Source organism: Streptomyces sp. NBC_01341 (assembly GCF_035946055.1).
In the GTDB taxonomy this organism is placed as follows: Bacteria; Actinomycetota; Actinomycetes; order Streptomycetales; family Streptomycetaceae; genus Streptomyces.
Genome location: NZ_CP108364.1, coordinates 144,845 through 168,496, shown reverse-complemented (window position 1 = coordinate 168,496; position 23,652 = coordinate 144,845). Strand labels below are relative to the sequence as shown.

23 protein-coding genes and 4 pseudogenes are annotated in these 23,652 nt (G+C 67.8%); 13 read left to right on the top strand and 14 right to left on the bottom strand.

Features of this window, described 5'->3' with window-relative positions; genetic code table 11:
* Position 1: 1 nt before the first annotated feature.
* Positions 2-1,729 (top strand): ThuA domain-containing protein, encoded by a 1,728-nt coding sequence (locus tag OG206_RS00705; RefSeq protein ID WP_327122142.1) that lies wholly within the window; start codon positions 2-4, stop codon positions 1,727-1,729.
* A 242-nt stretch (positions 1,730-1,971) separates the two neighbouring features.
* Here the strand turns inward: OG206_RS00705 and OG206_RS00700 are convergent, their stop codons facing one another.
* Positions 1,972-2,277 carry a hypothetical protein gene (locus tag OG206_RS00700; protein ID WP_327111062.1) on the bottom strand — a complete coding sequence of 102 codons (306 nt, stop codon included), beginning with the start codon at positions 2,275-2,277 and terminating at the stop codon, positions 1,972-1,974.
* Between the two features lie 517 nt (positions 2,278-2,794).
* Between OG206_RS00700 and OG206_RS00695 the strand changes: the two genes are divergently transcribed.
* Positions 2,795-3,301, top strand: coding sequence for a DinB family protein (locus OG206_RS00695; RefSeq protein ID WP_327111060.1), 507 nt, complete (start codon positions 2,795-2,797; stop codon positions 3,299-3,301).
* 56 nt (positions 3,302-3,357) lie between these two features.
* Here OG206_RS00695 and OG206_RS00690 read toward each other — a convergent pair.
* Positions 3,358-3,447: pseudogene (locus OG206_RS00690) on the bottom strand (IS5/IS1182 family transposase); the annotation flags it as partial.
* Between OG206_RS00690 and OG206_RS00685 the strand changes: the two are divergent.
* The 7 genes and pseudogenes from OG206_RS00685 to OG206_RS00655 all read left to right on the top strand — a co-directional run.
* Positions 3,438-3,583: pseudogene (locus tag OG206_RS00685) on the top strand (WhiB family transcriptional regulator); the annotation flags it as partial. The pseudogenes OG206_RS00690 and OG206_RS00685 overlap by 10 nt on opposite strands.
* 161 nt (positions 3,584-3,744) lie before the next feature.
* The gene (locus OG206_RS00680) at positions 3,745-4,023 is read left to right on the top strand and encodes an arylamine N-acetyltransferase (RefSeq protein ID WP_327111058.1); all 279 of its coding nucleotides are present in this window, start codon (positions 3,745-3,747) and stop codon (positions 4,021-4,023) included.
* On the top strand, positions 3,995-4,120 hold the full coding sequence (locus OG206_RS00675) for a hypothetical protein (protein ID WP_327111056.1): 126 nt from the start codon (positions 3,995-3,997) through the stop codon (positions 4,118-4,120). Before OG206_RS00680 ends, OG206_RS00675 begins: the two co-directional genes overlap by 29 nt.
* A 242-nt stretch (positions 4,121-4,362) precedes the next feature.
* Complete coding sequence (locus OG206_RS00670) at positions 4,363-5,247, top strand: YceI family protein (RefSeq protein WP_327111054.1); 885 nt, start codon at positions 4,363-4,365, stop codon at positions 5,245-5,247.
* A gap of 93 nt (positions 5,248-5,340) precedes the next feature.
* Positions 5,341-5,616 (top strand): hypothetical protein, encoded by a 276-nt coding sequence (locus tag OG206_RS00665; protein WP_327111053.1) that lies wholly within the window; start codon positions 5,341-5,343, stop codon positions 5,614-5,616.
* Positions 5,617-5,692: 76 nt separating this feature from the next.
* Positions 5,693-5,902 (top strand): hypothetical protein, encoded by a 210-nt coding sequence (locus OG206_RS00660; RefSeq protein WP_327111051.1) that lies wholly within the window; start codon positions 5,693-5,695, stop codon positions 5,900-5,902.
* Positions 5,899-6,273 (top strand): hypothetical protein, encoded by a 375-nt coding sequence (locus OG206_RS00655; RefSeq protein WP_327111049.1) that lies wholly within the window; start codon positions 5,899-5,901, stop codon positions 6,271-6,273. Before OG206_RS00660 ends, OG206_RS00655 begins: the two co-directional genes overlap by 4 nt.
* A gap of 14 nt (positions 6,274-6,287) precedes the next feature.
* On the opposite strand, the gene OG206_RS00650 is transcribed toward OG206_RS00655, so the two are convergent.
* From OG206_RS00650 to OG206_RS00640, 3 genes are read right to left on the bottom strand one after another with little or no spacing between them, the layout of a single operon-like run.
* A complete protein-coding gene (locus OG206_RS00650; RefSeq protein ID WP_327111047.1) occupies positions 6,288-6,635 on the bottom strand; it encodes a DUF1048 domain-containing protein in 348 nt (115 codons plus the stop codon).
* A gap of 1 nt (position 6,636) precedes the next feature.
* Entirely contained in the window at positions 6,637-6,993 is a 357-nt protein-coding gene (locus OG206_RS00645) for a DUF1048 domain-containing protein (protein ID WP_327111045.1), read from the bottom strand.
* Complete coding sequence (locus OG206_RS00640) at positions 6,990-7,316, bottom strand: PadR family transcriptional regulator (RefSeq protein ID WP_327111043.1); 327 nt, start codon at positions 7,314-7,316, stop codon at positions 6,990-6,992. The genes OG206_RS00645 and OG206_RS00640 overlap by 4 nt, the downstream gene beginning before the upstream one ends.
* 419 nt (positions 7,317-7,735) lie before the next feature.
* On the opposite strand from OG206_RS00640, the gene OG206_RS00635 reads away from it, so the two are divergent.
* Positions 7,736-8,203, top strand: a complete 468-nt coding sequence (locus OG206_RS00635; protein WP_327111041.1) for an SUKH-3 domain-containing protein — start codon at positions 7,736-7,738, stop codon at positions 8,201-8,203.
* Positions 8,204-8,683: 480 nt separating this feature from the next.
* Here the strand turns inward: OG206_RS00635 and OG206_RS00630 are convergent, their stop codons facing one another.
* Together OG206_RS00630 and OG206_RS00625 are read right to left on the bottom strand one after the other, a co-directional pair.
* Complete coding sequence (locus OG206_RS00630) at positions 8,684-9,409, bottom strand: DUF3152 domain-containing protein (RefSeq protein ID WP_327111039.1); 726 nt, start codon at positions 9,407-9,409, stop codon at positions 8,684-8,686.
* 515 nt (positions 9,410-9,924) lie between these two features.
* Positions 9,925-10,080, bottom strand: a complete 156-nt coding sequence (locus OG206_RS00625) for a hypothetical protein (protein WP_327111037.1) — start codon at positions 10,078-10,080, stop codon at positions 9,925-9,927.
* Positions 10,081-10,594: 514 nt separating this feature from the next.
* Here OG206_RS00625 and OG206_RS00620 point away from each other — a divergent pair.
* Positions 10,595-11,416, top strand: a pseudogene (locus OG206_RS00620) (transposase); the annotation flags it as partial.
* Between the two features lie 3 nt (positions 11,417-11,419).
* Here the strand turns inward: OG206_RS00620 and OG206_RS00615 are convergent.
* Entirely contained in the window at positions 11,420-12,115 is a 696-nt protein-coding gene (locus OG206_RS00615) for a hypothetical protein (protein ID WP_327111035.1), read from the bottom strand.
* 605 nt (positions 12,116-12,720) lie between these two features.
* Between OG206_RS00615 and OG206_RS00610 the strand changes: the two are divergent.
* Positions 12,721-12,945 (top strand): annotated as a pseudogene (locus OG206_RS00610) (transposase family protein); the annotation flags it as partial.
* A gap of 64 nt (positions 12,946-13,009) precedes the next feature.
* On the opposite strand, the gene OG206_RS00605 reads toward OG206_RS00610, so the two are convergent.
* Entirely contained in the window at positions 13,010-13,576 is a 567-nt protein-coding gene (locus OG206_RS00605; protein WP_327111033.1) for a TetR/AcrR family transcriptional regulator, read from the bottom strand.
* 98 nt (positions 13,577-13,674) lie between these two features.
* Between OG206_RS00605 and OG206_RS00600 the strand changes: the two genes are divergently transcribed.
* Positions 13,675-14,580, top strand: a complete 906-nt coding sequence (locus OG206_RS00600; protein WP_327111031.1) for an alpha/beta hydrolase family protein — start codon at positions 13,675-13,677, stop codon at positions 14,578-14,580.
* A 683-nt stretch (positions 14,581-15,263) separates the two neighbouring features.
* Here OG206_RS00600 and OG206_RS00595 read toward each other — a convergent pair.
* The 5 genes from OG206_RS00595 to OG206_RS00575 all read right to left on the bottom strand — a co-directional run bounded on the left by OG206_RS00595 (position 15,264) and on the right by OG206_RS00575 (position 23,600).
* Positions 15,264-17,195 carry a multicopper oxidase family protein gene (locus OG206_RS00595; RefSeq protein WP_327111029.1) on the bottom strand — a complete coding sequence of 644 codons (1,932 nt, stop codon included), beginning with the start codon at positions 17,193-17,195 and terminating at the stop codon, positions 15,264-15,266.
* A 1,215-nt stretch (positions 17,196-18,410) separates the two neighbouring features.
* Positions 18,411-19,286 carry a DUF4394 domain-containing protein gene (locus tag OG206_RS00590; protein WP_327111027.1) on the bottom strand — a complete coding sequence of 292 codons (876 nt, stop codon included), beginning with the start codon at positions 19,284-19,286 and terminating at the stop codon, positions 18,411-18,413.
* 1,654 nt (positions 19,287-20,940) lie between these two features.
* Positions 20,941-21,723 (bottom strand): hypothetical protein, encoded by a 783-nt coding sequence (locus OG206_RS00585; RefSeq protein ID WP_327111025.1) that lies wholly within the window; start codon positions 21,721-21,723, stop codon positions 20,941-20,943.
* Between the two features lie 271 nt (positions 21,724-21,994).
* A complete protein-coding gene (locus OG206_RS00580; protein ID WP_327111023.1) occupies positions 21,995-22,303 on the bottom strand; it encodes a hypothetical protein in 309 nt (102 codons plus the stop codon).
* 601 nt (positions 22,304-22,904) lie between these two features.
* A complete protein-coding gene (locus OG206_RS00575) occupies positions 22,905-23,600 on the bottom strand; it encodes an SMI1/KNR4 family protein (protein ID WP_327111021.1) in 696 nt (231 codons plus the stop codon).
* Positions 23,601-23,652: the final 52 nt, after the last annotated feature.

Here is a 23,652-nt window from a genome sequence, read left to right as displayed (position 1 = left end):
GATGTTTCCTCGACTCCGCCGGCTGCCGGCGACTGCGGCCTCGGCCCTCGTCGTCGCGCTCGGCCTCGCAGGCTCGCTCCTGACGCCTGCCTCGGCGGCGCCCGCCGCCGACCCCGCCTACAAGGTGCTGGTCTTCTCCAAGACGGCGGGCTTCCGCCACGACTCCATCCCGGTCGGCACCCAGACCATCCGTGATCTGGGAGCGGCCAACAACTTCACCGTCACCGCCACCGAGGACAGCAACGCCTTCACGACGGCCAACCTGGCCGGCTTCAAGGCGGTGGTCTTCCTTTCGACCACCGGTGACGTCCTGAACGCCACCCAGCAGTCGGCCCTCCAGTCGTACGTGGACGGGGGCGGCGGCTACCTCGGCATCCACGCCGCGGCCGACACCGAGTACGAATGGCCGCAGTACCAGCAGCTCGTCGGCGCCTGGTTCAAGAGCCACCCGGCGATCCAGCAGGCCACGGTGCGGACCGAGGACCGGGCCAACCCGGCGACCTCCCACCTCGGCCAGACCTGGAGCCGCACCGACGAGTGGTACAACTACCGCACCAACCCGCGCCCCGACGTGAGGGTGCTCCAGAGCCTGGACGAGGGCAGCTACAACGGCGGCGAGATGAGCGGCGACCACCCCATCACGTGGTGCCACCCGCAGGGCAGTGGCCGGTCCTTCTACACGGGACTCGGACACACCCAGGAGTCGTACGCCGACCCCGCCTTCCGTTCGCTCCTGCTCGGCGGCATCCGGTACGCGGCGGGCTTCGCCAAGGCGGACTGCCGCCCCGAGACCGGCTACACGAGCCTCTACAACGGCTCCACCACCGGCTGGTCACAGGCGGGTCCCGGCAGCTTCACCAACACCGACGCCACCCTCACGTCAACGGGCGGCATGGGCCTGTACTGGTACCGCGCCAAGGAGTTCGCCTCGTACTCGCTCAAGCTGGACTGGCGGATGCCGGGAGACGACAACTCCGGCGTGTACGTCGGCTTCCCGGCCTCCGACGACCCCAACTCGGCCGTCAACCAGGGGTACGAGATCCAGATCGACGCCACCGACTCCGCCGACCGCACCACAGGGGCGATCTACGGCTTCAGGTCGGCGGACATCCCGGCGCGCGACGCGGCGCTCAACCCCCCGGGCAGCTGGAACACGTACGAGATCCGGGTGGAGGGCGAACGGCTCCAGGTGTTCCTGAACGGCACGCGGATCAACGACTTCACCAACACCGACCCCGTTCGCTCCCTCGCGCAGGGATACATCGGGATCCAGAACCACAGCACCTCTGACGACGTGGCCTTCCGCAACATCCGGATCAAGGAGCTGGGCGGCACGACCCCGCCCACATCGACCACATACGAGGGGGAGTCCTACACCTCCTCGCAGGGGGTCCAGGCAGCGGACCACACCCCGGCCAGCGGCGGCAGGACGCTCGGCTACATCGAGAACGGCGACTGGGCGGGCTACGCCCAGGCGTCACTGACGGGTGCGAAGACCTTCACCGCCAAGGTCTCCTCGGCCGGCGCGGGCGGCACCGTACAGGTCCGCTCCGGCTCGGCCGGCGGACAGGTCATCGGGACAGTATCCGTGCCCAACACCGGAGGCTGGGAGACCTTCAGAACGGTCTCCACAGCGCTCTCCGGCACACCGACCGGACCGGTGTTCCTCACCTTCACCGGTGGCGCCGGCTCCCTGTTCGACATCGACACCTTCACCCTCGGGAGGTAGGCACCGGCAGGCACACCTGGAGGAAGCGTCGGGGCGTCGGCGCCCCGACCGGTGGGCGGGTTCCGGACAGACCGGGGCCCGCCCGCCGCCGTCGACCGGAAGCAGCGGTGAGACGGACCAGCTTTGTCTCGCGCCCGCCACCATAGGAGGCTGCGCCCGACACGGTCACAAGCGGCTGGTATGCCTCTCCCACCCTTCTTCCCGCCTTCCCGGAGCGCGACTGGACGACGGATCCAGCGACCCTACTGGTCGACGGACTGGTCCCCGTCAGCGGCGTCCCACGTGCGGCGCGATACGAGGTCGACGCTGTCACCGCCGACAGTCCAGGCGCCGATGGACTGTCCGGCGGTGAAGTCGGTGAACGGGGCCGGCGCCGGGACGAGGGGGCTCTCGAAGCTGCCGGATGACACCCCGGTGGTGTACGTCCGGACAGCGGTGTCGTCCGCGTGAGGAGTGGCAGAGGCGGTGGCGGTGGCTATGGAGCCCAGCAGGAGTAGGGCGATCGCGGTGGCGGACAGGGCGGATTCGGGCGTGCGTAGTGAACGCATCAGGGCCTTCCGGTTCGATGACGCCTCACGGCGGGGCCCGGTGCGAGAACCCTCCAGGAGTGTGCGGTCGGCGTCGGAGACTGCCAAGAGCACCTGCCCGCAACCGGGAGTGCTCAAGGAGTGCTCCGCCGACGTGGACGTCACGCCCTGCAGGCCCCAGGGAGCGCGGGCGACGTTCGCGCGCCCCGCCCTCTCACCCGTCTCGACCTGGGCTCACGCGGCACGCCCCGCTCGGCGGGCCCGGACCGGCGAGGGAGGCGTCCGAGCCGGGGCGACGACGCGCTCCCGTGGACGCGATCCGATCCAGGGGTGCACGCGCTCCGGCTCCGCGCTCCGGGATCTTGGTGATCCTGGAACGTGTAGATCTACGTGGCACGGGCTTGTTTGGCGGATCTTCCCGGATTGCCCACCGCCGCTGAATCGCTGCGGCACCCGCCGGACAGGAACTGGGCGAGCAGGTCGGGTCCGCCGCTAAATGCCTCGACATCGGGCGCGGTGATCGGGGACGCTTCGCGCGATGACCAAAATCGACGACACGCCGCCCGCATGGGACGATCGCACCCAGCTCACCACGTTCCTCGACTACGCACGTGACACCGCTCGCGCCAAGTGCGGCGGTGTCTCTGCGGAGAACGCACGCAAGGCGCTTCTGCCGGGCTCACCCCTGATGACCATGAGCGGAGTCATCAACCACCTCCGCTGGGTCGAGTACTACTGGTTCCAAGTGGTCTTCCTCGGCGAGGAAGACAGGGCCCCCATGACGGAGGAGGACCCCGACCGCGAGATGCGTATCGCCGTCGACTTTCCGCTTACGCAGTTGCTCGATGAATACGCCGAACAGAGCGCCCGCTACCGCGAACTGGTCGCCGGGAACGACCTGGACAAGCAGGCCAAGGGAAGCATTCGCGACGGCCTCCATGTCGACCTGCGCTGGATCCTCCTCCATCTCACCGAGGAGACGGCCCGCCACAACGGCCACCTGGACATCCTGCGCGAGCTGCTCGACGGCACGACCGGCGGCTAAAGGCTGTTGCAGAAGGGTGAGCGTGGGCAGGCCGAAGTGGTGTTTGACCTGCTGGTTCAGCCTGTCATGGCGAGGTTGTGCACAGGGGCGACGGCTTGGACGGCGTGGTGGAGGCCGTCTCCTTTCTGGCGGCAGTCGCGGAGAACGTCTTGCCCACGTACTCGATCACCGTATCGAGCACGGCGTATGGGGAGGCATGACCGAACGGGAAGGCGAGCACTCCTACGACGTCGCCCAACGGTGACCTCCTGGCGGCGTCTGCTGGAGACCGCGCGCGCCGACGACCGACAGCACCGCACGGGTCAGCTCGAGTCGTCGCTCTGTTGCGTGGCCTCGGCTTCCATGTCAGTCCGCTCCAGGCCGGGTATTCGGCACCGGAGGCGCCTCGGAATTCCGTACGACCATGTCGTGCTCCGCGTGGAACCCGATGGCGGCACGGGGCCGTGGATGGCCGATGCGGGATTCGGGGACCACGCCTTGACGCCGGCCGCACCGCACGGAGCAGGAGGGGAGGCGCCCCAGGGTGCCTCGACCTCTCACGCGACGGTTCTCGGCGATTCCGTCTTGATTTGCGACCGCGTGTGCTCTCGGATTTCCTCGCCGGTTCCTGGTACCACCGCACCACGACCGATTCCCACTTCACGCGGTCTCTCGTCTGCTCGCGGCGTACCGAGGAGAGGCAGGTGACCCTCGGTGACCGATCCCATCGCAACCGTGCTTGAGGAGCGCAGAATCAAGGTGCTGGCCACAGATGCCGACCTACTCGGCGTGTATGTACGAGAGTTCGGGCTGATGCTCGATCACATGCCGGACATATGATTGTCCTTGACCGAGAGACATACGGGGAGCCGGACGACGCAGTGTGGAATACGGGTCATCAGGGCCAGGCGTCACAGTTGCGAACGACTGGGCGTACTCGGTGCAACCGGTCGCGAGCTGCCGCGTTTGCCTCGAACCTCGCAACGGTGATCGAATGTCTACTCGTCGGCGGGCCGCAGTTCTGACAACGACGTCCATCCGTCAGGGGTCCGAGGTAAGAGCCCCCTGAGGAGTACGTGCACGTGTTCGGCCGTTGGCTAGGCAGAAGAACTGAGTCGGGCGCGAAGCAGGGCAACGCCCTCGCGGGGCTCTCGGTCCCGCAGAATGCCGGAATGCTCAGCTGTCGGGTGCTCGATCCCGTCAACGAGCCCTTGAGGCAGGCAGAGTTCGTCGTGACCGACAACGGCGGCCGGAAGGTCGTCCGCGGGGAGACGGGCCCCTTCGGGAACGTGGTCGCAACCGTGCCGGCCGGCGACTACCGCCTGGCCGTCACCAGCGAGGGCTTCACTCCGTTCCACGGCTCGGTCGCCGTGACCGAAGGGGGCCACGCGAGTATCGGGGATGTCGTCATGCAGGCGGCCGCGCCCCAGCAGCTCCCGGAAGCGGGTGACTGGGAGATCGATCCGGGACACACCCAGATCGGCTTCATCGGGCGGCACATCGGCATGGCGCGCATCCGCGGACGGTTCAACTCCTTCGCCGGTGCCGTCCGGATCGCGGAGCGCATGGAGGACTCCGCCATGCACGTCATCATCGACGCCGCGACGATCGACACCAACGTCCAGATGCGTGACGACCATCTGCGGTCGGACGACTTCCTCGACGTGGAGCGCTACCCGACCATCGAGTTCTACAGCGAGCGTTTCGCCCACCGGGGCGGAGCCCGCTGGGCCGTGACCGGAGCGCTCACCCTGCATGGTGTGAGCCGCACCGTCACTCTGGACGTCCAGTACCTCGGCGTGGGTAACGGCGTCATGGGAGAGACGCGCGCTGCGTGCCGGGCGAGCACCGAGCTGCACCGCGAGGACTTCACGCTGACCTGGCAGACGATGCTGGCGCGAGGCATCGCGGTTGTGGGTCCGAGCATCGAGATCGAGATGGACATCCAGATTGTCCCCAAGACCTGAGGGTCAGGTGCACCCTGGCTTCGGGCCGTCGCCTCATCGAGTGAGGTGCCAGCCGGGAGGGCCTGGCCGTGAGCGCGGAGGGGAACGGTTGTCGTGCGTCCTTGGGCGCGGCTTGACCAACTCCGCGAGCATCCGCAGGCCGAAGCCGAGGAGGTGCGCAGCTTGTTGGAGCGGCTGGCAGAAGCACCCGATCCACGGGATCCACGCCCCGTGCGGCACGCCCTGGCGGCCGTGCTCGCGCTGACCGCGTGTGCGGTGCTGGCCGTGGTCGGCCAAGGCCTGCGCGGTGTGGTCAGGGCAACGGGCCGCAGGATGCACCTGCCGGCGGCGGTGGAGCACACCACTCGCGTCGTCCTGGCGCCCAGCTGAACTGTGCGAGAAGACGAACGAGATCACCTGCTTCCGGCCGCTGCTGGACACCGTCGCCGATCTCGCTGGAGCTGCGGTGACCGGGGGCGCGTTGCACACCCAGCGCGAGCACGCCGCCTATCTCCTGGGCCGCCGGGCGCACTACATCGTGATCGTCAAAGCCCAACCAGAAGCGCCTGCGCAAACAACTCAAATTGCTGCCTGGGAGGACATCCCCCTTCAGGGCAGCACCCGTGACCGAGGCCACGGCCGCCATGAGATCGGCCGGATCAAGGCCGTACCGTGAACAACCTGCTCGTCCCCGGAGCCCGTCAGGCGCTGCCGATCAAGCGCCGCCGCACCGATCGCACGACCGGCAAGGCCACCATCAAGACGATCCACGCCGTCACCAGCCTGACCTCCGAGCAAGCCTCACCTACCCAGCCCGTCCGGCTGATCCGCGACCGCCGGGCGCATCGAGGCCCTCCACCACCCGCGACACGACCTTCGCCGAGACGCCTTCCAACTACGGACCGGCAACGCGCCACGCGCGATGGCCACCTGGCGCAACCTCCCATCGGCTCCCTGAAACAGGCCGGCGTCACCAATATCGCAGCGGCTCTGCGGCGCAACGCACGCGACCCCCGACGACCACTCGCACTTTTCGGCCTCGGATGAGCACGAAACGGACATCACCCGACTACGCCGAGGCCCTGTTTCCCGGCCGGGCCAGGGTCCCCGCCAATGGATTCCTGGTAGGCATCCGCGTAGGTGGGGGAGTCCTTGATCAGGTCGTCGCAGAACGCTGCGACGTCGGTGCCGGTGAGACCCAAAACTCCCTTGCCCTCGGCGGCGCCCTCATGGAAGAAGTCGACGATTCCGGGGAGGAGAGAGCCGTCGGACAGGCTGACCGGTCCGACCTTGAACAGGTACTTCTGCATCTCCCTGTAGACGATCTGGTAGTCCGGCGGGAGTGCCTTGACCCGAGCAGCGTGCGCACGCCACTGTTTCTTGCCTTCGATGACGTCTTGAATGCTCACGTCAGCCTCCCAGCCGGCTCAATTTTCTTGCGACGTTCCTGTTCAACTGCTCGCGCCACCGGTCGCGATGAGTCCGGGCCCCTGCTCCGCCGGCCAGCGCCGTGCAGAAGCCCTGGATGTCGTCGCCGAGCACCTCGTGGACGTTCTGCACGTCCGCTGCCGACACTTCGAGCAGCCCCAGGGCGGAGTCGAGGATCGGTATCAGATTGCGGCCGGTGAAGTCCCCGTAGGGGAAGAGGTGGGCGACGATCTGGTCCCACCCCTCCCGGTAGTCGTCCGGCAGAGCCTCGACCCGGGCTCCGAACGCCTGCCAATCCCTGGTGAGATCGCTGCCTGTGACCTTCTCCCAGAAGTTCATCTCCCGCCCTCCTCGAGCCTGTCGATGCGTGATGAGAGGTACTGCCATTTCGCCCAGAACTTTGCGAGCTCTTCGCGCCCGGCGTCGTTGAGCGCGTAGAACTTGCGCGGCGGACCCACCCCGGATGGACGTTTCGTCACTTGGACGAGCCCGTTCCTCTCCAGCCGCAGCAAGATCGTGTACACCGTCCCCTCGATGACGTCGGCGAAGCCGAGTTCATTCAGCCGGCGAGTGATGGCGTACCCGTAGGTTTCCTCGCTGCCGATGATTTCGAGCACGCACCCTTCGAGCGTGCCCTTCAACATCTCCGTCAGGTCGTCCATCGCGGGGTGCTCCTCAGCCCTGCCAGTACTACGTGATACTGAGTACCGCTACACGGTATCACCGAGTAGTGGAACGGCGACGTCTCCAGTGGACACAATCCCGGGCCGACTCGTTCAGCGAGGAAACCGGGTTGAGGCGAACCCTGCAGCCCGGCCATCGGTTGAGCTGACGGGTGGGCCGTTGCGCGTCAACATGCTGAACTTGACAGAGAAAGCGCGTCCTGGAACAGCCGCACCCCCGCGGAACCGGTCCCCGTCACACCGGCCCTTGTCGCGGTTGCTTTGTTCACGACAACACGCTGAATTCGTGGACCACTTCGGGTTCTGGCTCACTATCCGTGAAGCGGTCACACGCTGTTCAGTGACGTCCACCGCTGAGATGATCACTGCTCACCCACAGCGGAGGAGTCGGGGCCCGGATGAGTAGCTGGCCGCCAGAGATGGATGAGGTGTTGGAGGCGTCAGGATGGACGCCTGGACGGAAAGTAGACACGGCCCCCTGGCGATCCATGTTCGAAGCAGTCGGCCTCGCCATGCACGACGCTGCGGAAGCCTTCCTGCAGGAGTTCGGCGGTTTGACTGTGAACGTCAGCGGACCAGGCATCAGCTGTGCACGCACGCCGTTCGAGCTGGACCCCGAGCTGGCCTGGGGCGAGGATGGCCGATTCACGGAGTGGGGCGAAGCGATCGGGCGCCATCTCTACCCGCTCGGCGAGCTGGACCACGGCCGGTTCTTCCTGGGCATCGATGAAGTGGGCGTGATCTATCTCGTAGAGACCTGGGTCGCCAGCTTCGGAGCGATGCCTCACGCCATGGAGAACTTGGTTCTCGGCGTGGCTCCTCGCCGTATCGATGAGGGGTTCGAGCCAGCGGAGCAGTCGTCCTGACGCGTCGGTCACCTGGAGCGCAGTACTCGCTTTCGGAGGAGCGGGAATCCGGCTCGGCCGAGCATCTGTCGCTTGAGCATCTTGATCCGGTTGACGTGCCCCTCTACGACGCCCGAGTTGCAGGGCAAGGTGAGACCGGCGATGACAGATCGACTACGTTCCCTCCTGGACCCGTCCCCTACGCGTTGTCCCTGCGCAGGCCGGAGCCTGCCTGGCCCCCGCGAAAGTCCTCAGCCCCGAAGCCTGCCTCCGCCCTACGGTGGCGGTCCGTGACCTTTCCGCCGCTGCGCGTGGTCGATGTGGCTCTCCGGACACCTCCGAGCTGGCGCATCACGACCACTCGGGACGCCACGTGTCGTGCGGGTGGGGCGGGCTCGCTGGGTAGTCGCCGCAGGCTGCTCCCTGTGGTGCCTGTGACCCCCGGGAGCGGTGAAGAACGCTCGTCCGCAGGGTGCTGCTGGTCGGCGGCGTTCGTCGCGCTCACGGCACCTTGGGGCCGCCGAGATACGTCCCGTGCTCGTCGTACGGCCACGCATTGGGCAGGCAGCCGTCGAGACCGTCGATCTGCTGCATCATGGCCGGTGCGGGTCTGCCCGGCCCGGGGCATCCTTCGTGCCCGTGCCCGATGCGGTGTCCGACCTCGTGGTTGATGATCAGCGCCCGGTAGTCGGCCAGCGGTCCGTGGAAGTTGGGGGATCCCGAGTTCCAGCGCTTCAGATTGACGATGACACGTGAGCCGACGTCGCAGTTCACCTCTCCCTGCGTCCGCAGCCCCGCGGCTCCGCAGATCCTGTCCACCGTCGCGGGTGAGGCGATGACGACCACGAAGTCCCGGTCCCCCTCGGAGACGAGTTCGAAGCCGTCGTGGCCGTCCGCTGTCCAGGATCGGTGGTCGGCCAGTGTCCCGTACACCTCACGGGCCACCTCGTCGGCCGATACCCCGATGCCGTCCTCCACCCGGACCTTGAAACGTCGGATGGTGCCGGTGCCGATCGGTGGGGCGGAGATCCTCGCTGTCACGAATCCGTCCGTGTCCCCTGGGACGGCAGGTGAAGGCGCCGTGGAGGTGGGCGGGGGAGTCCCGAGCTCGTGTCTGTGGGCCGCGGCAGCGACACCTCCGGAGGGGCTGCCGTGTGAGCGCAGCAGGTGCGGGGCGGTGCTGGCCGCGATCGCTGCGAGCAGCAGGACGAGCAGGAGGCGCGTCACCGGCTTCCGGCGGCTTCGTCCGGGCCGTGGCCGGGAACCGGCTGCTCCGGGCGTGTTGCGCGGTCGCGCCCTTGAGGGTGATGCAGGGTGACGTGCCATGTCTGATGCCGGTCCGTATCCGAGTGCCTAGGGAAAATGTCCTCCTGGTCTTACACGAGCCATATGGCTCGATTTGTTCATTCGGCAGTCCGGCCCCCAGAGGAGTCGATCCCGTAGAGCCCGGTACATCCGTCTTCTTCGCAGGCGGCCGGAGGGCGCCGGGCGGGCCCGATGTCCTGCTTTCCGGCCGTTCGGCTTCCTCGGCCGCCTGCCCTTCCGTGGCCGCCGCTTTCGCTGGTGATCGTCGTGCACAGGAGAGATGAGCGAGGACAAGGCGTCGTGGCGTTGGCGAGAGGGTGTGCCGGACAGTGGGAGCTATGAATGTGACTGCGGTGCCGGTCGCCACTGGAGCACCCAGCAAGCCGGGGCCGACCTCACCTCGTTCCTCCCACAGCTCGGCCGGATGGCCAGAAGCGTCAGCAGGCCGTCGCCACCAGCATCACCGGCACCCGCAGCGAGGGCACCGACCGGTGGGCGGACCTGCTGCGCATCACGATCCTCGAGGGTCTGGCCCGCGACGCGATCCTCGCCCCGGCCTGGCCCGACATGGCCGCCTCCATGGGCTGCTTCAACGACCAGAGCATCGACGTCGCCGGATCCTCACCGACGCACACGCCGCGGGGCTCGGCGTCGACTAGGCCGTCGCCGCCGTCACCACCACCGCCGCGCCAGTCACCCCGGCCGCAGCCGCGGGGGCTGCGCAGCCATCCCCGACGGGCGCACCCGCCACCACGGCACCGGGTGCGGCCCGTGTCCCCCACCCCGCTCCCGCTCCGGCCACCGCCACCATCGCACCCGCCCCGGCGGCGGGGAAGTGGGCTGGTTCGTGGGCCCCAGCCGGCGCGGACATCCAAGCCATGTGGGGCCCGCTGACCGAGGGCCTGCCACTCCCGGAGGTCCTGCATCTCGACGACCGGGAGACGGCGATGGGCCAGCTCGATCACCGCTCCTCGCAGAACGCCCACCCGGTGTCGGTGCTGAAGGAGACCATCGGCTCCGGCCCGAGTGGCCGATCTCGTAGTCGGCGCCCGGGCCTGGTCCCTGCTTGCCTTCCGCAGGGTCCGTGCGCCGCCACCGACCTGGCCCAAAGCCGTCGCCGTCCTGGGACGCGCACAGCAGGACGCGGCCTGGAACCGGCAGCAGGTCGCCAATCAGCTGCGGTCCCCGCTCAGGGAGCACTTCCCGGCGATGATCGAGGCGTTCACGGACAAGCCGGGAACCCTGACCCGCCCCGATGCCCGCCGCATCCTGGCCGTCGCGCCCATGCCTGCCCTGGCGGCCGAGCTGCAGATGTGGAAGTTGACCGCCATGCTCCGGCGAGCTGGACGTCGCCGGGGCGGCGAGACGGACGCCGAACGAATCCAGCAGCTCTCCCGCCAGGAAGCCCCACGGCAGCTGCCCCTCGTCGAGGACGCCATGGACGCCGCCTGCCAGGCGGTCGATGACCTGGCGCAGGCCACAGAGGAAGCCCTCCGCTCACACTCGGACGCGGAGATCACGCTGAGCTTCCCCGGGATCGGCTCCCAGGTCGGTGCCCGCATCCTGGGCGAGATCGGCGATGACCGGAGCCGGTTCGTCACGGCCGGAGGGTTGAAAGCGTACGCCGGATCGGCTCCGATCACGCGGGCCTCCGGCAAACGCCGCTACGTCGGCCGCCGGTTCGTCAAGAACAACCGGCTCAACCACGTCGGCCACCTGTGGGCCTTCACCTCCCTCAGTGGTTCATCCGGCGCTGACGCCCACTACCGGTGACGCCGGGCAGGAGGTGACTGGCACATGCAGGCACTGCGGCACCTGTTCGACCGCATGCTGGGGCAGCTGCATCACTGCCTGCTCGCCCGCGTTCCTTTCGACGAAGCCATCGCCTTCCCTCCTTCAGCTGCGACGCCCCAGCCGGCCCGTTCATAGGGCTCAGGACATGAGGGCAGTCGACACGCGAACCAGGTCTTCTGGTGTAAGGGCGAAGCCATTGGACGGGTTCCGGTACGAGTACGCGCCGTCGTCCACGCGAACACCGCTCTTGCTGGTCCAGCGGGAGGCCCCTACCGCGCCTTGGCCTTCAACGAGAGCGACAGCGAGTTCCTCGGGGGCCTCAAAGGCAGTAACGGCGCTGAGGGCTGCTATCAGGCGGTGCTTTGCGTTGTACGGGATGTTGTCGTCTCCGAGCGCGGGCAGCAGCAACAGGAGTCGGCGGTGTGGATCGGCTGTGCTGCCACCGGGCAGCCCGTTGTCGGTGGCAGAGAACAACTCGGACCAGGACAGGGCGGGACCCATGAAGTGCCCGTCGTCCTTGGCCAGCAACAGTGCTCGCTCCCAGCTGGGGTGGTGCAGGAGAAAGTCGACACCGGGGTCGTCCTTCCACGCGCGGTAGACGACGTGGAGGAGGTGCCCGGCGGCCAGCGGGATGGTGAAGACGGGCCACTTCGCCCGCTCCCTCAGCTCCCGGTGGAACACCTCGGCCGCCTCGTAGTCCGCACCGAAGAGCAGCTCTTCCGTGTCCTCGTCGTGAGCGCACGAGTACAGGTGGCCAAGCCAGAGGAAGGGTTCTTCCAGCAGCTCTGGCTGGTGGACGAGAGGGTGACCGTCGTACCCGGGTATCTCCATCATGCCGATCATCATGCCGCCTACGCGGCTGCCCCTATATGGTCGGCCCCCGATACTCCGGTGCCAGCCCGCGAAGCCTCGCGTGCGTCATCACGGCGATGCGGATACGAAGTCCCTCGGTGCATCTTGACGGCTTGACTGCATGAGGTGTCTTTCCACGCGATAGCCGTGGGAGAGGTGAAGGGGCCGCGGGCCGTGGTGCCGGACCGCGCCGTGCGTCTCGCGCTGGCTGATCCCGCGCGGGCGCTGCGTGAGGTCGAGGTATCTGACTCCCCAAACTGGCGGCTGAAACCGCCGGGCTCCTGACGCACCTGACTCGTGAGAACCCGTCGACGGGGCTTGCGCCGCTTTCTAGCGCCTCCTCCAGCGTCTGCCCATCACTCCGCAACCAAGCGCTGCGTATCCGCTCTACGCCCCGTCTGCGACCGTTCGGATCGATCGAGTGGTCCCGGATCGCGGACTGTGACCCCGAGCCGCGGGCCTCGTTCTCGTCTCATGTCCTACAGGCCTATCCACCCTGGAGGCGCGTTGGCGGCGGCGCCGAGCGGGCCGAAGGCAGGGGCGCGGGCGCAGCCAGAGCCGGGCGCCTTGATGAGGTAGAGAAACCTGTGTCGGGTATCGATCTGCTGGTCGCCGACGGCGCCTACACGAACACCAGCCTCGTCATCCCGCACCGGAAACGACCCGGCCGACCGCTCCTGCCCGGCCAGGAAGCGGACAACGCCGGTCACCGACGCGTGCGGGCCCGCGTGGAATACGCCCTCGCCCGCATGAAGCACTACAAGATCCTCCGCGACAGCCGACAACGCGGCAACGGCCTCCACTACGCAGTTGGGCCGCGATTGATCACAGTTCACGGTCGGCCGGTGACGTACGGGACGGTCACTGCTGCGTCGTTCAGGCGTCCAGCCAGCAGCCGGCAAGCAGCCGGACCACCATGGCGCGCGCGTCTTCCTGCTCATAGCCGGGGCCCAGGATGCAGAGGTTGCCGATCGCCCGCATCAGCACGTACGCGTTCACGCTGGGGTCCATCCGTCCGCGAGCCACGGCGGCGTCGATGAGCAGCCCACACGCCGGCACGAGCTTGTCGAGCATCAGGGAGTGCAGTGTGTGGAAGCCGGCGTCATCCGACTGCAGGGCCGCCCCGAGCCCGTGCTTGGTGACCAGGAACTCGACGAACGAGTCGACCCACCGGGACAAGGCGCCCCTGGAGTCGGGCGAGTCGGCCAGCTCGCTCGCGAGGGCGGCGCACTCATCGATCTGGTGCCGGTAGACGGCGATGACCAGCTCGGCTCGATCGGGAAAGTGTCGGTACACGGTACCCAGGCCCACCTGGGCGCGGCCGGCGATGGCACGAATGGGCGCGTTCACGCCCTGTTCGACGAACACCTGGGCCGCCGCCGTCAAGAGCGCCTGACGGGTGCGCTGCGCTCCGGCCTCCCGGGCGCCTGTTTCTCGCGGCATTACTTCTCCTTGCTTCGCGGAACACTGTTCCGCTAAGTTGGCGGAACAGTGTTCCGCCAAGTATGCGGCACGTCCCCTTCATGAGGAAACCAGCACACATGCCTACTCCCGCACATCATCAGACGATCGCGATCAAGCCGATCATCGTTCCCACCGATGGTCGAGACCTCGAACTGCAGGTGAAGGTGACCGCACCCGTCCTGGGCGCCGACCTGCCCGTCATCGTGTTCTCCCACGGCAACGCGTGGTCGATGGACGGCTATGAGCCGTTGGTCGACCGCTGGACTGCCGCGGGCTTTGTCGTCGTCCAGCCCACGCATCTCGACTCCCGCCGGTTCGGCATCGGGTTCGACGACCCGCGCTTCGGCACCATCTGGCGGGTTCGGATCGCCGACCTCCATGGTGTGCTCGACCACCTCGGCCACGTCATGGAGCAGGCCGGGCTCACCGACCGAGTCGACCAGTCACGAGTCGCGCTGGTGGGGCACTCCTGGGGTGCCCAGACCGTGGGCGCGCTCCTCGGTGCCCGTGTCCTCGACGACACCGGCAACCCTAGGGAGGACTTCTTCCGCGATGGCATCAAGGCCGGCGTCCTGATCGCCGCGACCGGAACGGGGGACTCCCTGACTCCGTTCGCTGTTGAGCACCTGTCCTTCATGAGGCCGGACTACAGCACCATGAGTGCTCCCGCGCTCGTCATCGCCGGCGAGAAGGACCAGTCGAAGATGTCCACTCGAGGCCCGGACTGGTTCCTCGACGCCTACCATCTGAGCCCCGCGCCAAAGCAGTTGATGGCCGTACCGAACGGCGAGCACACCCTGGGTGGCGTCGCCGGGGAAGCCGTGGCCGAGACCACCGACGCCGACCCCGCCCGCGTGGCGCTCGTGGCGGACGCGGTCAGCGCCTACCTGTTCGAGGCTCTTGACGTCAGCACCAACGCCTGGTCCACGTTCCGCGTTGCGACGGAGACCGAGGGGAGGGCATCCCTGCGGCGCAAGGACTGACTCCCGCACTCCTCCCTCCCGGCCCACCGCCTCAGGCGCGCACAGGCCGGGAGGAAGGTTGGTCACCGAGCTCCGTGCCTGCCGAGACACCTCGAAGCGCGCTTGGAACCCGGTGGCCCTCGACCAGATCGGAGACCTCATGACTGAACACATCACCATCCCCACCCGTCCGGACTCGCTGACCCTCGGGCTGAAGCTGAGGGATCAGGAAAGCAGCCGATCCCCTTGGGCCTCAGAGCTCGTAACACGAGGGTCTGTCAAACGAACGGTTCTGTCTCACATTCGGTGATGACGGAGGGGGCGAAGCATCGTTGATATCGATGGGATGGATGTCAACCAGCTTGTGCAGATGGTCTTTTCGGGGATAGCTCCGCTGCTCATCGGCGGACACCCGCCACTCTCCCCGAGTAGGCCGCCCACCGCCGCCCCAGCGGCGAAGGCGTTGTCAGCGCTGGACCCGACCGCACTCATGACCGGCTCTCCGGTGCACATGCCGAAGCCCGGTCGTGCGCCGCTGCCGTGGCAGGGTGTTCCGTCCGGGCCGCCGACGCCATCGCCGGCGGCCCGGAGGCGTGAACTGCGCCGCGTGCGAGTCCCGGCGGGGAGCCCGGGGCCGGTTTGGCCGCTCGTTCGCGCTTCACGAACGGGCGTGCCGGAGACCCCGTGCTCCCCGCCGGACCGCGTCACATCTTCATGTCGGGGTCCATGCCCTTCTTGTGGCCCATGGCTCCGTTCATACCCATCGTCATTGCGTGGATCTCGTGGATCGCCGGCGGCATGATCACGAACGGCCGCATCATCCCCTCGTCCTCGTGGGAGAGGATGTGGCAGTGGTACATCACCTTGCCGGTCTGGTCGGCGAGGCGTCCGGCCACCGTGACAAGGCTGTTGGCGGTGACCGTGATGGTGTCCTTCCAGCCCGACTCCTCGGGAGCGACGGGCATCGGCGCACCCAGGGTCAGAGGCTTCTTCGTCCGGCCGGCGCTGACGTCCAGGCCCGAACCGTCCACGGCCCGCCGGTCGATGACCTGGAAGTTCATCAGGTGGATGTGCATCGGGTGGTAGATCGGCAGCTCGGCCGGTCCCGCGCTGATGAAGTGCCACTTCTCCCAGGTGCCCGCGGCCGCGAAGAAGGTGGTGGTGTCCTCGAACATGGCGGCCGTACGGCGCAGTGTCCGGGTCCTGCCCGCCATCTCGATCTGGACGATGCCGTCCTTGGACGGTGTGTCCGACGCCACCTCCTGCATCTCCCAGAGCTGCGGCATTCCGCCGGTCCTGTCGAAGGCCGTCATGACGAACCGCTCGGTGGCGTTCGAGGGGACGTCGGACGCCTTGAGCTTGCGGAACGAGCTGGACAGCGTCGCCGGAATGTGAGTGGGCGAGTGCCGCTTCTTGCCGACGCGGAACTGCATCACCTCGGCGAACGGGATCGCGAAGTCCGGAAGGGCTGCTCCAGGACGCTGGCCCGGGATGGTGTTGACGAGCTTGAGCCGCTTTCCGGGGAAGGCGGCGAAGTCGATCACGATGTCCGCGCGCTCGGCGGGGGAGAGGGAGATCGCCTCCTCGATGGTCTGCGGCTTCCCCAGCAGGCCCATGTCGGTGCCGATCAGCTTCATGGCGCCGGGGACGGCCTTCCCGGTCTCCTCGTCGACGACGACGAGCCGGTAGATGCGGCTGTCCGATGTGTTGACGGCGCGGAAGCGGTAGGCGCGGGCCTCCACGTCCAGGTGCGGCCAGACCACCCCGTTGACCATGGTGAAGGGGGCGAGCGTGGACAGGGCCGGCGGCAGCGTGCCGGGTTCGGGGGCGCCGGGCCCGCCGATGATCCGCTTGAAGGCGACCTGGCCGTTGAGGCGCCCCTTGGCATCCGTGTCGAAGTTGACGTCCTGGATCGTCAGCGGGATCTCGTAGTCACCGCTGGGCAGGTCGAGCCGCGACTCCTCCTTGTCGCGGACGATGTAGTTGCCTATCAGGCCCGCCGCCACGTTGAGCGCGGTCACCGCCATGGCGTGGTCGTGGTAGAAGAGGTGCGTCGCCGCCTGGTCGTTGGCGTACTCGGCCAACTGTGTGGAGCCGGGGCCGATTCCGTACTCGGCCGCGCCGTCGTTGAGGGCGTTCTGGTGGCCGCCGTGCAGGTGCACCGTCGTCCACGCGGTGAGCTTGTCGATCTCGGGGCGCGGGTACGAGCCCTGCGTTCCCGGGCGGTTGTAGGGCAGCAGGCCGGGGCCGGGGCCCTCGCCGTGCACCCAGACGGCCTTCACGGGCGTGGTGCCGGACAGTCTGTTGTTCCAGGCGATCCGGAACGTCTCCCCGCGGCGCGCCTCGATGGTCGGACCGGGGAAGTGGCCCTTGTAGGTCCACAGACGGGTGGCGGGCATCTGCGAGTGGAGCCGGAGTCGGGTCTCGACGAGGTCGATCTCCGTGATGCCCTTGCTCCCGGGCCGCAGGGTCGGAGGTATGCGCAGCGGGTCCTTGAACGGAGCCAGCGTCGAGTGCGTCGGCTCGGTCACCCCTGGCAGGGTACTGGCAGCCAGTACCTTGTCGTCGTCGGAGTCGTTCGAGCGGAGGATGCCGACGCCGGCCACGGCAACGGCGGCCGTGGTTAAACCGGCCATGCCCAGAATGGACCGCCTGGACGTACCTGTCATGTGTTTACGTGTCCTCAATCAGTAATCGAAGCCTGGGGATGCGTCCACGCGGAAGAAGCCGTCATGGATCGCAGAAACGTTTCGGCGATGAGGGCGCCTGAGACCCCGGGGAACGCGTGACACGCATGCCCCGGCGAGTGGAGCCTGGCTTGTCCGCGATTGGGCGGATATCTCGTGCCGGTAAAGAGCAGTAGATCATGAAGAAGTTGACTCTGCAATTGCAGTGTGGATTTCGTGGAGGAGGCCCGGGTGTGGCGTGCCGGTGGGGGCGGCAGTCCGAAGGATTTCGGTGTCGAGCCGGCGGGGTGGGGTGCGAGAGTGACGGACTGTCGCACGCCGGCGGTGGGATGCCCTGGGCCTGTGACGCCGGACCTTCCGGCGGGGCGATCCCGTCATGTTCGTGTCGGTTCCTGGATTCGTTCCGGGCGCGTTCGCCGCAGCCGATGCGGAACGTTCCTGTCCGCCCTCTTGTGAGAACCCCGGCTCGCATGGCACATAGGTTTGGACCATTGCTGTCAGATGGAACACATCACCGTGCAACGCCCCCACGTAAGGACCGCGTTGACCTGTTCCACCACACTGCTCATGGCCGCGCTCACCTCCTGCGCGGCATCCGCCGAGGCTGACGCCAGGGACCCTACGGCCCCCCGGGCGTGACCGCGGGGGCCGGCAGTGCGACCCGCCCACGTCATGTGGGAACGGGCCTCGGACGAGAAGGGCTCAGCGGCCACGACGCCTACTACGAGGACGAGAAGCCGCTTCCCGGACCCACACGCTCACCAGGGCGACGGCCGCACTCGATAGGCCCCATCGGAGCGCCTAACGGCCCCACGGGCTCGGGCTCTTACCATCGACAGCCGGCATGAGTTCCTCCTTGGTTCTGGATCCGGCCGACACCTGCGTCCGTAGGCGAATTCTGCGGCTGGGGAGGGCAAGCATCCTGGGCGGCCGCGATCGGGTCAGGCGCGAAACTGCTCCCCGTCGCGGTACGCGCCTCGGGTCATGCGGGGGTTGGGAAGGATGCCCGAGACGACCGAGGAGGTAAGACCAGGGACGTCCACGAAGGTGGTGTATCGGTCCAGGGCTGCTCGGTCGCGACAGCCCGGCTCTGTGTGGTGTGGCGTCATAACGCGTCTGCGCCGGTGTCGGCGGGGTGTCCGCCGACACCGGCGCGGGGCGTTATCAGTTCTGGTTCAGCGGGAGCGCGATGTCGACGACCTGTCGGCCGGTCGGGAACGAGCCGACGAGGGATGTCTCACCGTTAAGAACGTTCACCCGGTAGAAGCGCTGCTTTCCACCGGTGGACAGCGCGGCGAACCCGCGGTTGGAGCCGTCGGAGGGCTTGTAGTAGATGTCGAACCCGGCCCAGGGCCCTGCGTTCACTCCCAGGTTTCCGGTGGGGGCGAGGGTGCCGGAGTTGGCCGGGGACTGGAGGGAGACGCGGTCGTTGACCGTGTCGATGTCGAACAGGGTGGTGGCGGTGGCCGCGTTGACGTCGTTGTTGGTGTAGGCGGCTCCGGTGACGCCGAGCGCGGTCGAGGGCGGTGTGGTCGGGTTGGTGAGGGTGCCGTCGACGGTGGTGGTGCGTGGTGTGGCCGGGTCGTCGATGTTGTGGCGCAGGTTCTGGCCGGTGTCGCTGATGACGCGCAGGCGGTTGGCGGCGGGGTTGAAGTCGACGCCGAAGTTCTGACCCGCCAGTGCGACGGTGAGCTGGGAGACCTTGACTGCTTGCGCGTCGCTGTTGACGGTGTAGATGCCGCCCTGGTCGCCGACGCCGTAGAGCTTGCCGTTCTGGACCCGGAAGTCGATACCGACCAGCTTCCCGTCCCCCCTCAGGCCGGATACTTTGCCGAACGACCAGCTGTCGCCGGGGTTGGTGACCTGGAAGCCGACCAGGCGCTGGTCGGAGGTCAGCCCCACGCTGATGAGACTGGGCGACGCCGCACGCCCGCGTGGGCCGAACGGGGTGGGCTCGGTCTCAGCCGATGCGAGCGCCGGGGCGGCAAGGGACAGTGCGATGGCGCCGGCAGCGGCGGCCGGAAGAAGACGAGTACGCACGGTTGCACTCCGAACGGTAGTCGGCCCACCCTTCGGAACGGGGCGGGTCCACCCGTTGTTTCGATGCCCCCTTCGATCTGGTTTGGGCCCATGGGGCAATACACCCCGAATGGACCACAAAGACGCGCCTTCGTGCGGCCGTTCAGGGGTATCGCCGGTAGCCACAGACCTGAGCGGCCGTCCTCCGACACTTCCACGTCCGGCTGCGGAAAGTAGTCGCTCGCCACCGTGCGCTTCTACGTCGCTGGGTGATGCCGGATCGGCTCCCCAGCCACCGCGCGGGCACCGGTCGCGCGGTGGTTACGCCGGTTCCGCAACGCTGTTTCGCCTGCACCCTGGGCCACGGATTCTCTGCTCGGGGCCGTGCACGGTCCAGGTGCTCCCGGTTCACGATCGCGGAGCCCGGTTTCCACCGGCCTTGCTTCGTCGGTTCCCCGTCGGCGTCCGCGTGCTCGCCGCCCCTGCGATCCCGCCGCAGACCTGATGGCCTTGCTGTGTGGCGCCTGTACCTACATCCACACCTTCGCCCCGGACATCTTCCGCTGGCGCGAGATTTGTGCCAGGCAGGGCGAGCCACGCGCCGACCTGCCGCGTCACACCAGCGCACCGCCCGTCCGCGCCGAATACACCGACGCGCTCCTGACCCAGTGGCTCAGCACGCCGGGCAACGAAGTGCGCGTCCACGAGGGCGCCGTTTCTGGGCAGGGCCGCAATCGGCGGACACCGCGTAGCGACCGTCAGCGCGGGTGTGGGTCGCGGCAAGGGATCCACCGCACCGAGCTACACCGCCCCGGGCGCCGGGACAGGCGCCACTCAGGAACAGCTGGACGACGACGTGCGAAGCTGGCTCGCCGATCCAGCCATCGTGGTACCCGTGCATGCCACCGAAGACCACGGGCGGGCGGGAGAGCCGGTGTGGGCGACCGAAGCCCACCGCAAGAGGTACGCTAGGAGATTCGACCTGCGCCACCGGGCAGGAGCAGAGCGCGGGCGCCTGCTGAGGGAGGCCGTGGCCGCCGGCCGCGGCGTGCCCGTCGATCTGGGGGTGAAAGACGGCTGGCGTGCCTACCCGCTGCCACGCCCGGACGCCGCCCGCATACAGCGCGAAGCGGCCCAACGGCACCGTGGCGCACTCGGATCAGCGTCGTAGAGCGAGCCATCCCGCACCGAGGAATTCCAAGATCCCCGACAGAGTCAAGCTAGGTCTCTCACCAAGTCCACGTCCATCAAGCCCTTCCCAGTGTGCTTCGGTACGGCTACGGCATGATCGCGTATGCGTACGACAACGCCCCGTCCCGCGCGGCGCCACCGGCAGGTTTCACGACGCTTCAGGACGACGCCACGGCCTAACTACGCCGGTCGCGCTACCCGACCTGGGCTCTGGCGGGTTCCAGCTCGGCCCAGCGCTCGGGTCCGGCCCACTCCGAGCGAAGCATTGTGACTGAGCCCCGTAGTTGGCATGTCTGGCCAACTACGTGCACACGCGGGACACAGCTTCGGGCGTGGACGGTGGCGTGCTGGTCAGAGTTCCCAGTCCGCGGAGGCGAAGGTGTCTTGCGGGTGAGGAAGCGTGCTCTGTGAGTAGGTGGAGCCGGACGGCGAGAAACGTCAAATGCGTTCAACGAGCCGCGGCGTGCGCGGGCCGTGGTCGAGTTCATTTGCTTCGGGCTTTGGTGACGTTCCCGATAAGGGTGGCGATGACCGCCTCGTCGGGGCCCGGGTCCGGCTTGAACGCTCTGAGTTTCTCGGGTGGCAGAGGCCCGGTGGTGTCCGGGACGTTCATCGTAGCGATGACGTCTCCGACCCGTACCGCGGTCACAAGTTTCCAGGCAAAGCCTCCGTTGTCCAACCGGGACAGGGTCCGGTACCGCAGTGCGTCCTCCCCTAGGTCCGGGGCATCTAGCGCCTCGGTCGTGACGGACGCCTTTCCGATCGTGTTGCTGAAGCTGAACCGGCTGCATGCCCCGACGGCCTCGCTCAACTGCTTCATGCGGACCCGTGCAGCCCCTTCCGGATAGCTCATTAGGTTGGTGCTCCTGGGAGCCATGGAGGTCCCAGCCCGGTACATGATCGACGAGGCTGCGGCAGCCTCCTCACCATCACCCCCGGTAGCCTCCCTCACATGCCGGCAGACCTCCGGGGAGACGGTCTCCTTGACGTCGAGGGAGGAGTCCGGTTCAGCCCCGTCCCGAGAACTGCTCTCCGTGATCTCGAAACCGACGGCCTGGTCCGCGGTGAGCAGCGCGGCCTTCAGCTTGGCAGCGGTCAGCGGTTCGGAGTGGTGTTCCGCCGCCATACCGGCTGCCGTGCTCGTCGGCCGCCCCGGCCTTCTCTCGGCTTCAACGGACTCGGCGCTGTCCCCGCACCCTGCGGTCAGTCCTATCGCCGACAGGAGCGTCACCGCCGACGCCAGTCTTCGTCCGCTCTTCCGCACCATCAGGTCCCCACCTCGAACTCGCACTGTTCACATACCTACTGGCGAACGATATCCGTGCATGCCCAGCCTCTGACGTGTCAGCGATTGAAGGTGATCGGCTTTCCAGCCGGTCAAGGAGCTGGGCAAGGTTGCACGGAAACTGCCAGCGCGCCGCCCGCTACCTCGAGGGCTATCTGCCCCGCTCAAGAGGCCAACTGCGATGCACAGAACGCGGGCGGGTGTGCGGGCGACGTGGTCGGGGGACGCCGGTCGTAGTTCAGGGCAGTGGGGCTCAGGGGGCGTCGCACGGTTCGGGCTCTTCCGAGTGGAGCATGCGGCGGACGCAGCGCAGGAGCCCTGATTCGCCGCAGCCGACCGCCGTCATCCAGGGGTCCATAGCGCGAGCGCGCTCTTGGGCGGCCAGGGCATCGACGGTGGCGTGCAGGGCGTCGGGGACGGGTTCGTTGGTGAGGCAGAGCCAGCCGATCGCGGCGGCAAGGCGGACTTCGGGGGCCTGTGCCCTGTCCTGCCACAGCGCGCGGGTCCACGCGCTGTCCGGCCGGTGCGAGTGGGCACGGGGGCTCTCTGCTGTGGCGAGCACCAGGGCAGCCACTCCCAGTTGGCTCGGTCCCGCGCGCCGGGTCCTCCCCATAGGCAGCCGACTCGGCCACCCGGCCCAGCCAGTCGAGCAGGGCGGCCCGCAAGCTGCGCGGCGGCCCGTCGTCCCACGGGAAGTGTCCCTCATGCCCGGCGAGGCACAGGGGATGGTCGAGGATCGCGGCGACGAACAGCGCCGCGGGCGCGGTGACCGTGTACAGAGAGCCCTGATGCAGCACGCCCATGTCCAACGCCCCGGACCGCACCTCGGCATCCTCGTCCACGAGGGAGCACAGGGAGACGGGTATGTCCTCGCCGGAGCCGTAGGCGTGCCGGTGAGAAGCCCAGTCCGTCTCCAACAGCAGTTCTTGAGCCACTGCTGGCAACCCGCTCAGGATCCGCGTCATGCGGGCACTCTCGCTGTCCGTCATGCACACACCCTGCCAGTACCCACCGACAACGCCCCCTCTCGGAAGCCCACGGGACGGAGCCAGCGCTCTACCGCAGCGGGGCCATCCACCGCCCACAGTGGCCAACTGGCGCGCTCAAGGGTTAACTACAACAGCTCATCGTGACGACGGCGCTGTGTCGTGGGTCCCGGGTGCTCAGTGTCGGACGTTCGTAGATGGCTGGTGTGCAGTGAGCTCCGCCTTTTGCAGCCAGTCGATGTACCAGCGGGTGAAGGTGACCGGCTTCCCGGCCTGGTCGAGGAGCGGGGCGAGGTCCGTGTCATCCGCCCGGCAGTCGGACCAGATGGTGCCGCGGTGGGTGCCGCTGATGATCAACCACTCCCTTTGGCCGCAGCCGAGGTGAGAGATCACGATGGCGCCGGCGGTGCGTTCGGGGGCGAACACCAGGGGTTCCCAGCGTTCGTCCCACGCCTCGATGGCGTCGTCGAAGTCCTCGATCTCCTCGAAGTCCTCTTCCTTCGGGCGCACTGCGAGAAGTGCTTCGAGGTCTAGGGGATCCGGGCCGTGGTCGGGAAAAGGCCGGGCGAGCATGGTCAGGTCGGCGAGGTCGGCGCCATCTCCTTCCCAGCGCCAGCGGCCTTGTACGCGGCGGAGGGGGAAGAGGCCGTATGCGGGTCCCGCGCCGCCTGCGCCCACAGAAGTGAGGAAATTCCGGTAGTCATCCGGAAACCGCACACCCATCTGCGCTTCGAGTTCGGCAAGTCCGTCATCGGTCAGCGGGTCTTCCAGAGCCCACCTGTGCCCGAGCGAGCCGAACACCTTGCTACTCGTCGGTTGGGTACCCAACGCGGCCACGCGCTGACGTACACCGTTCCACTGCTCATCGACCATGCCTAGACGGTACGGGGAACCAGTGACAGCGGAAGCTATTGGGGACCACCGC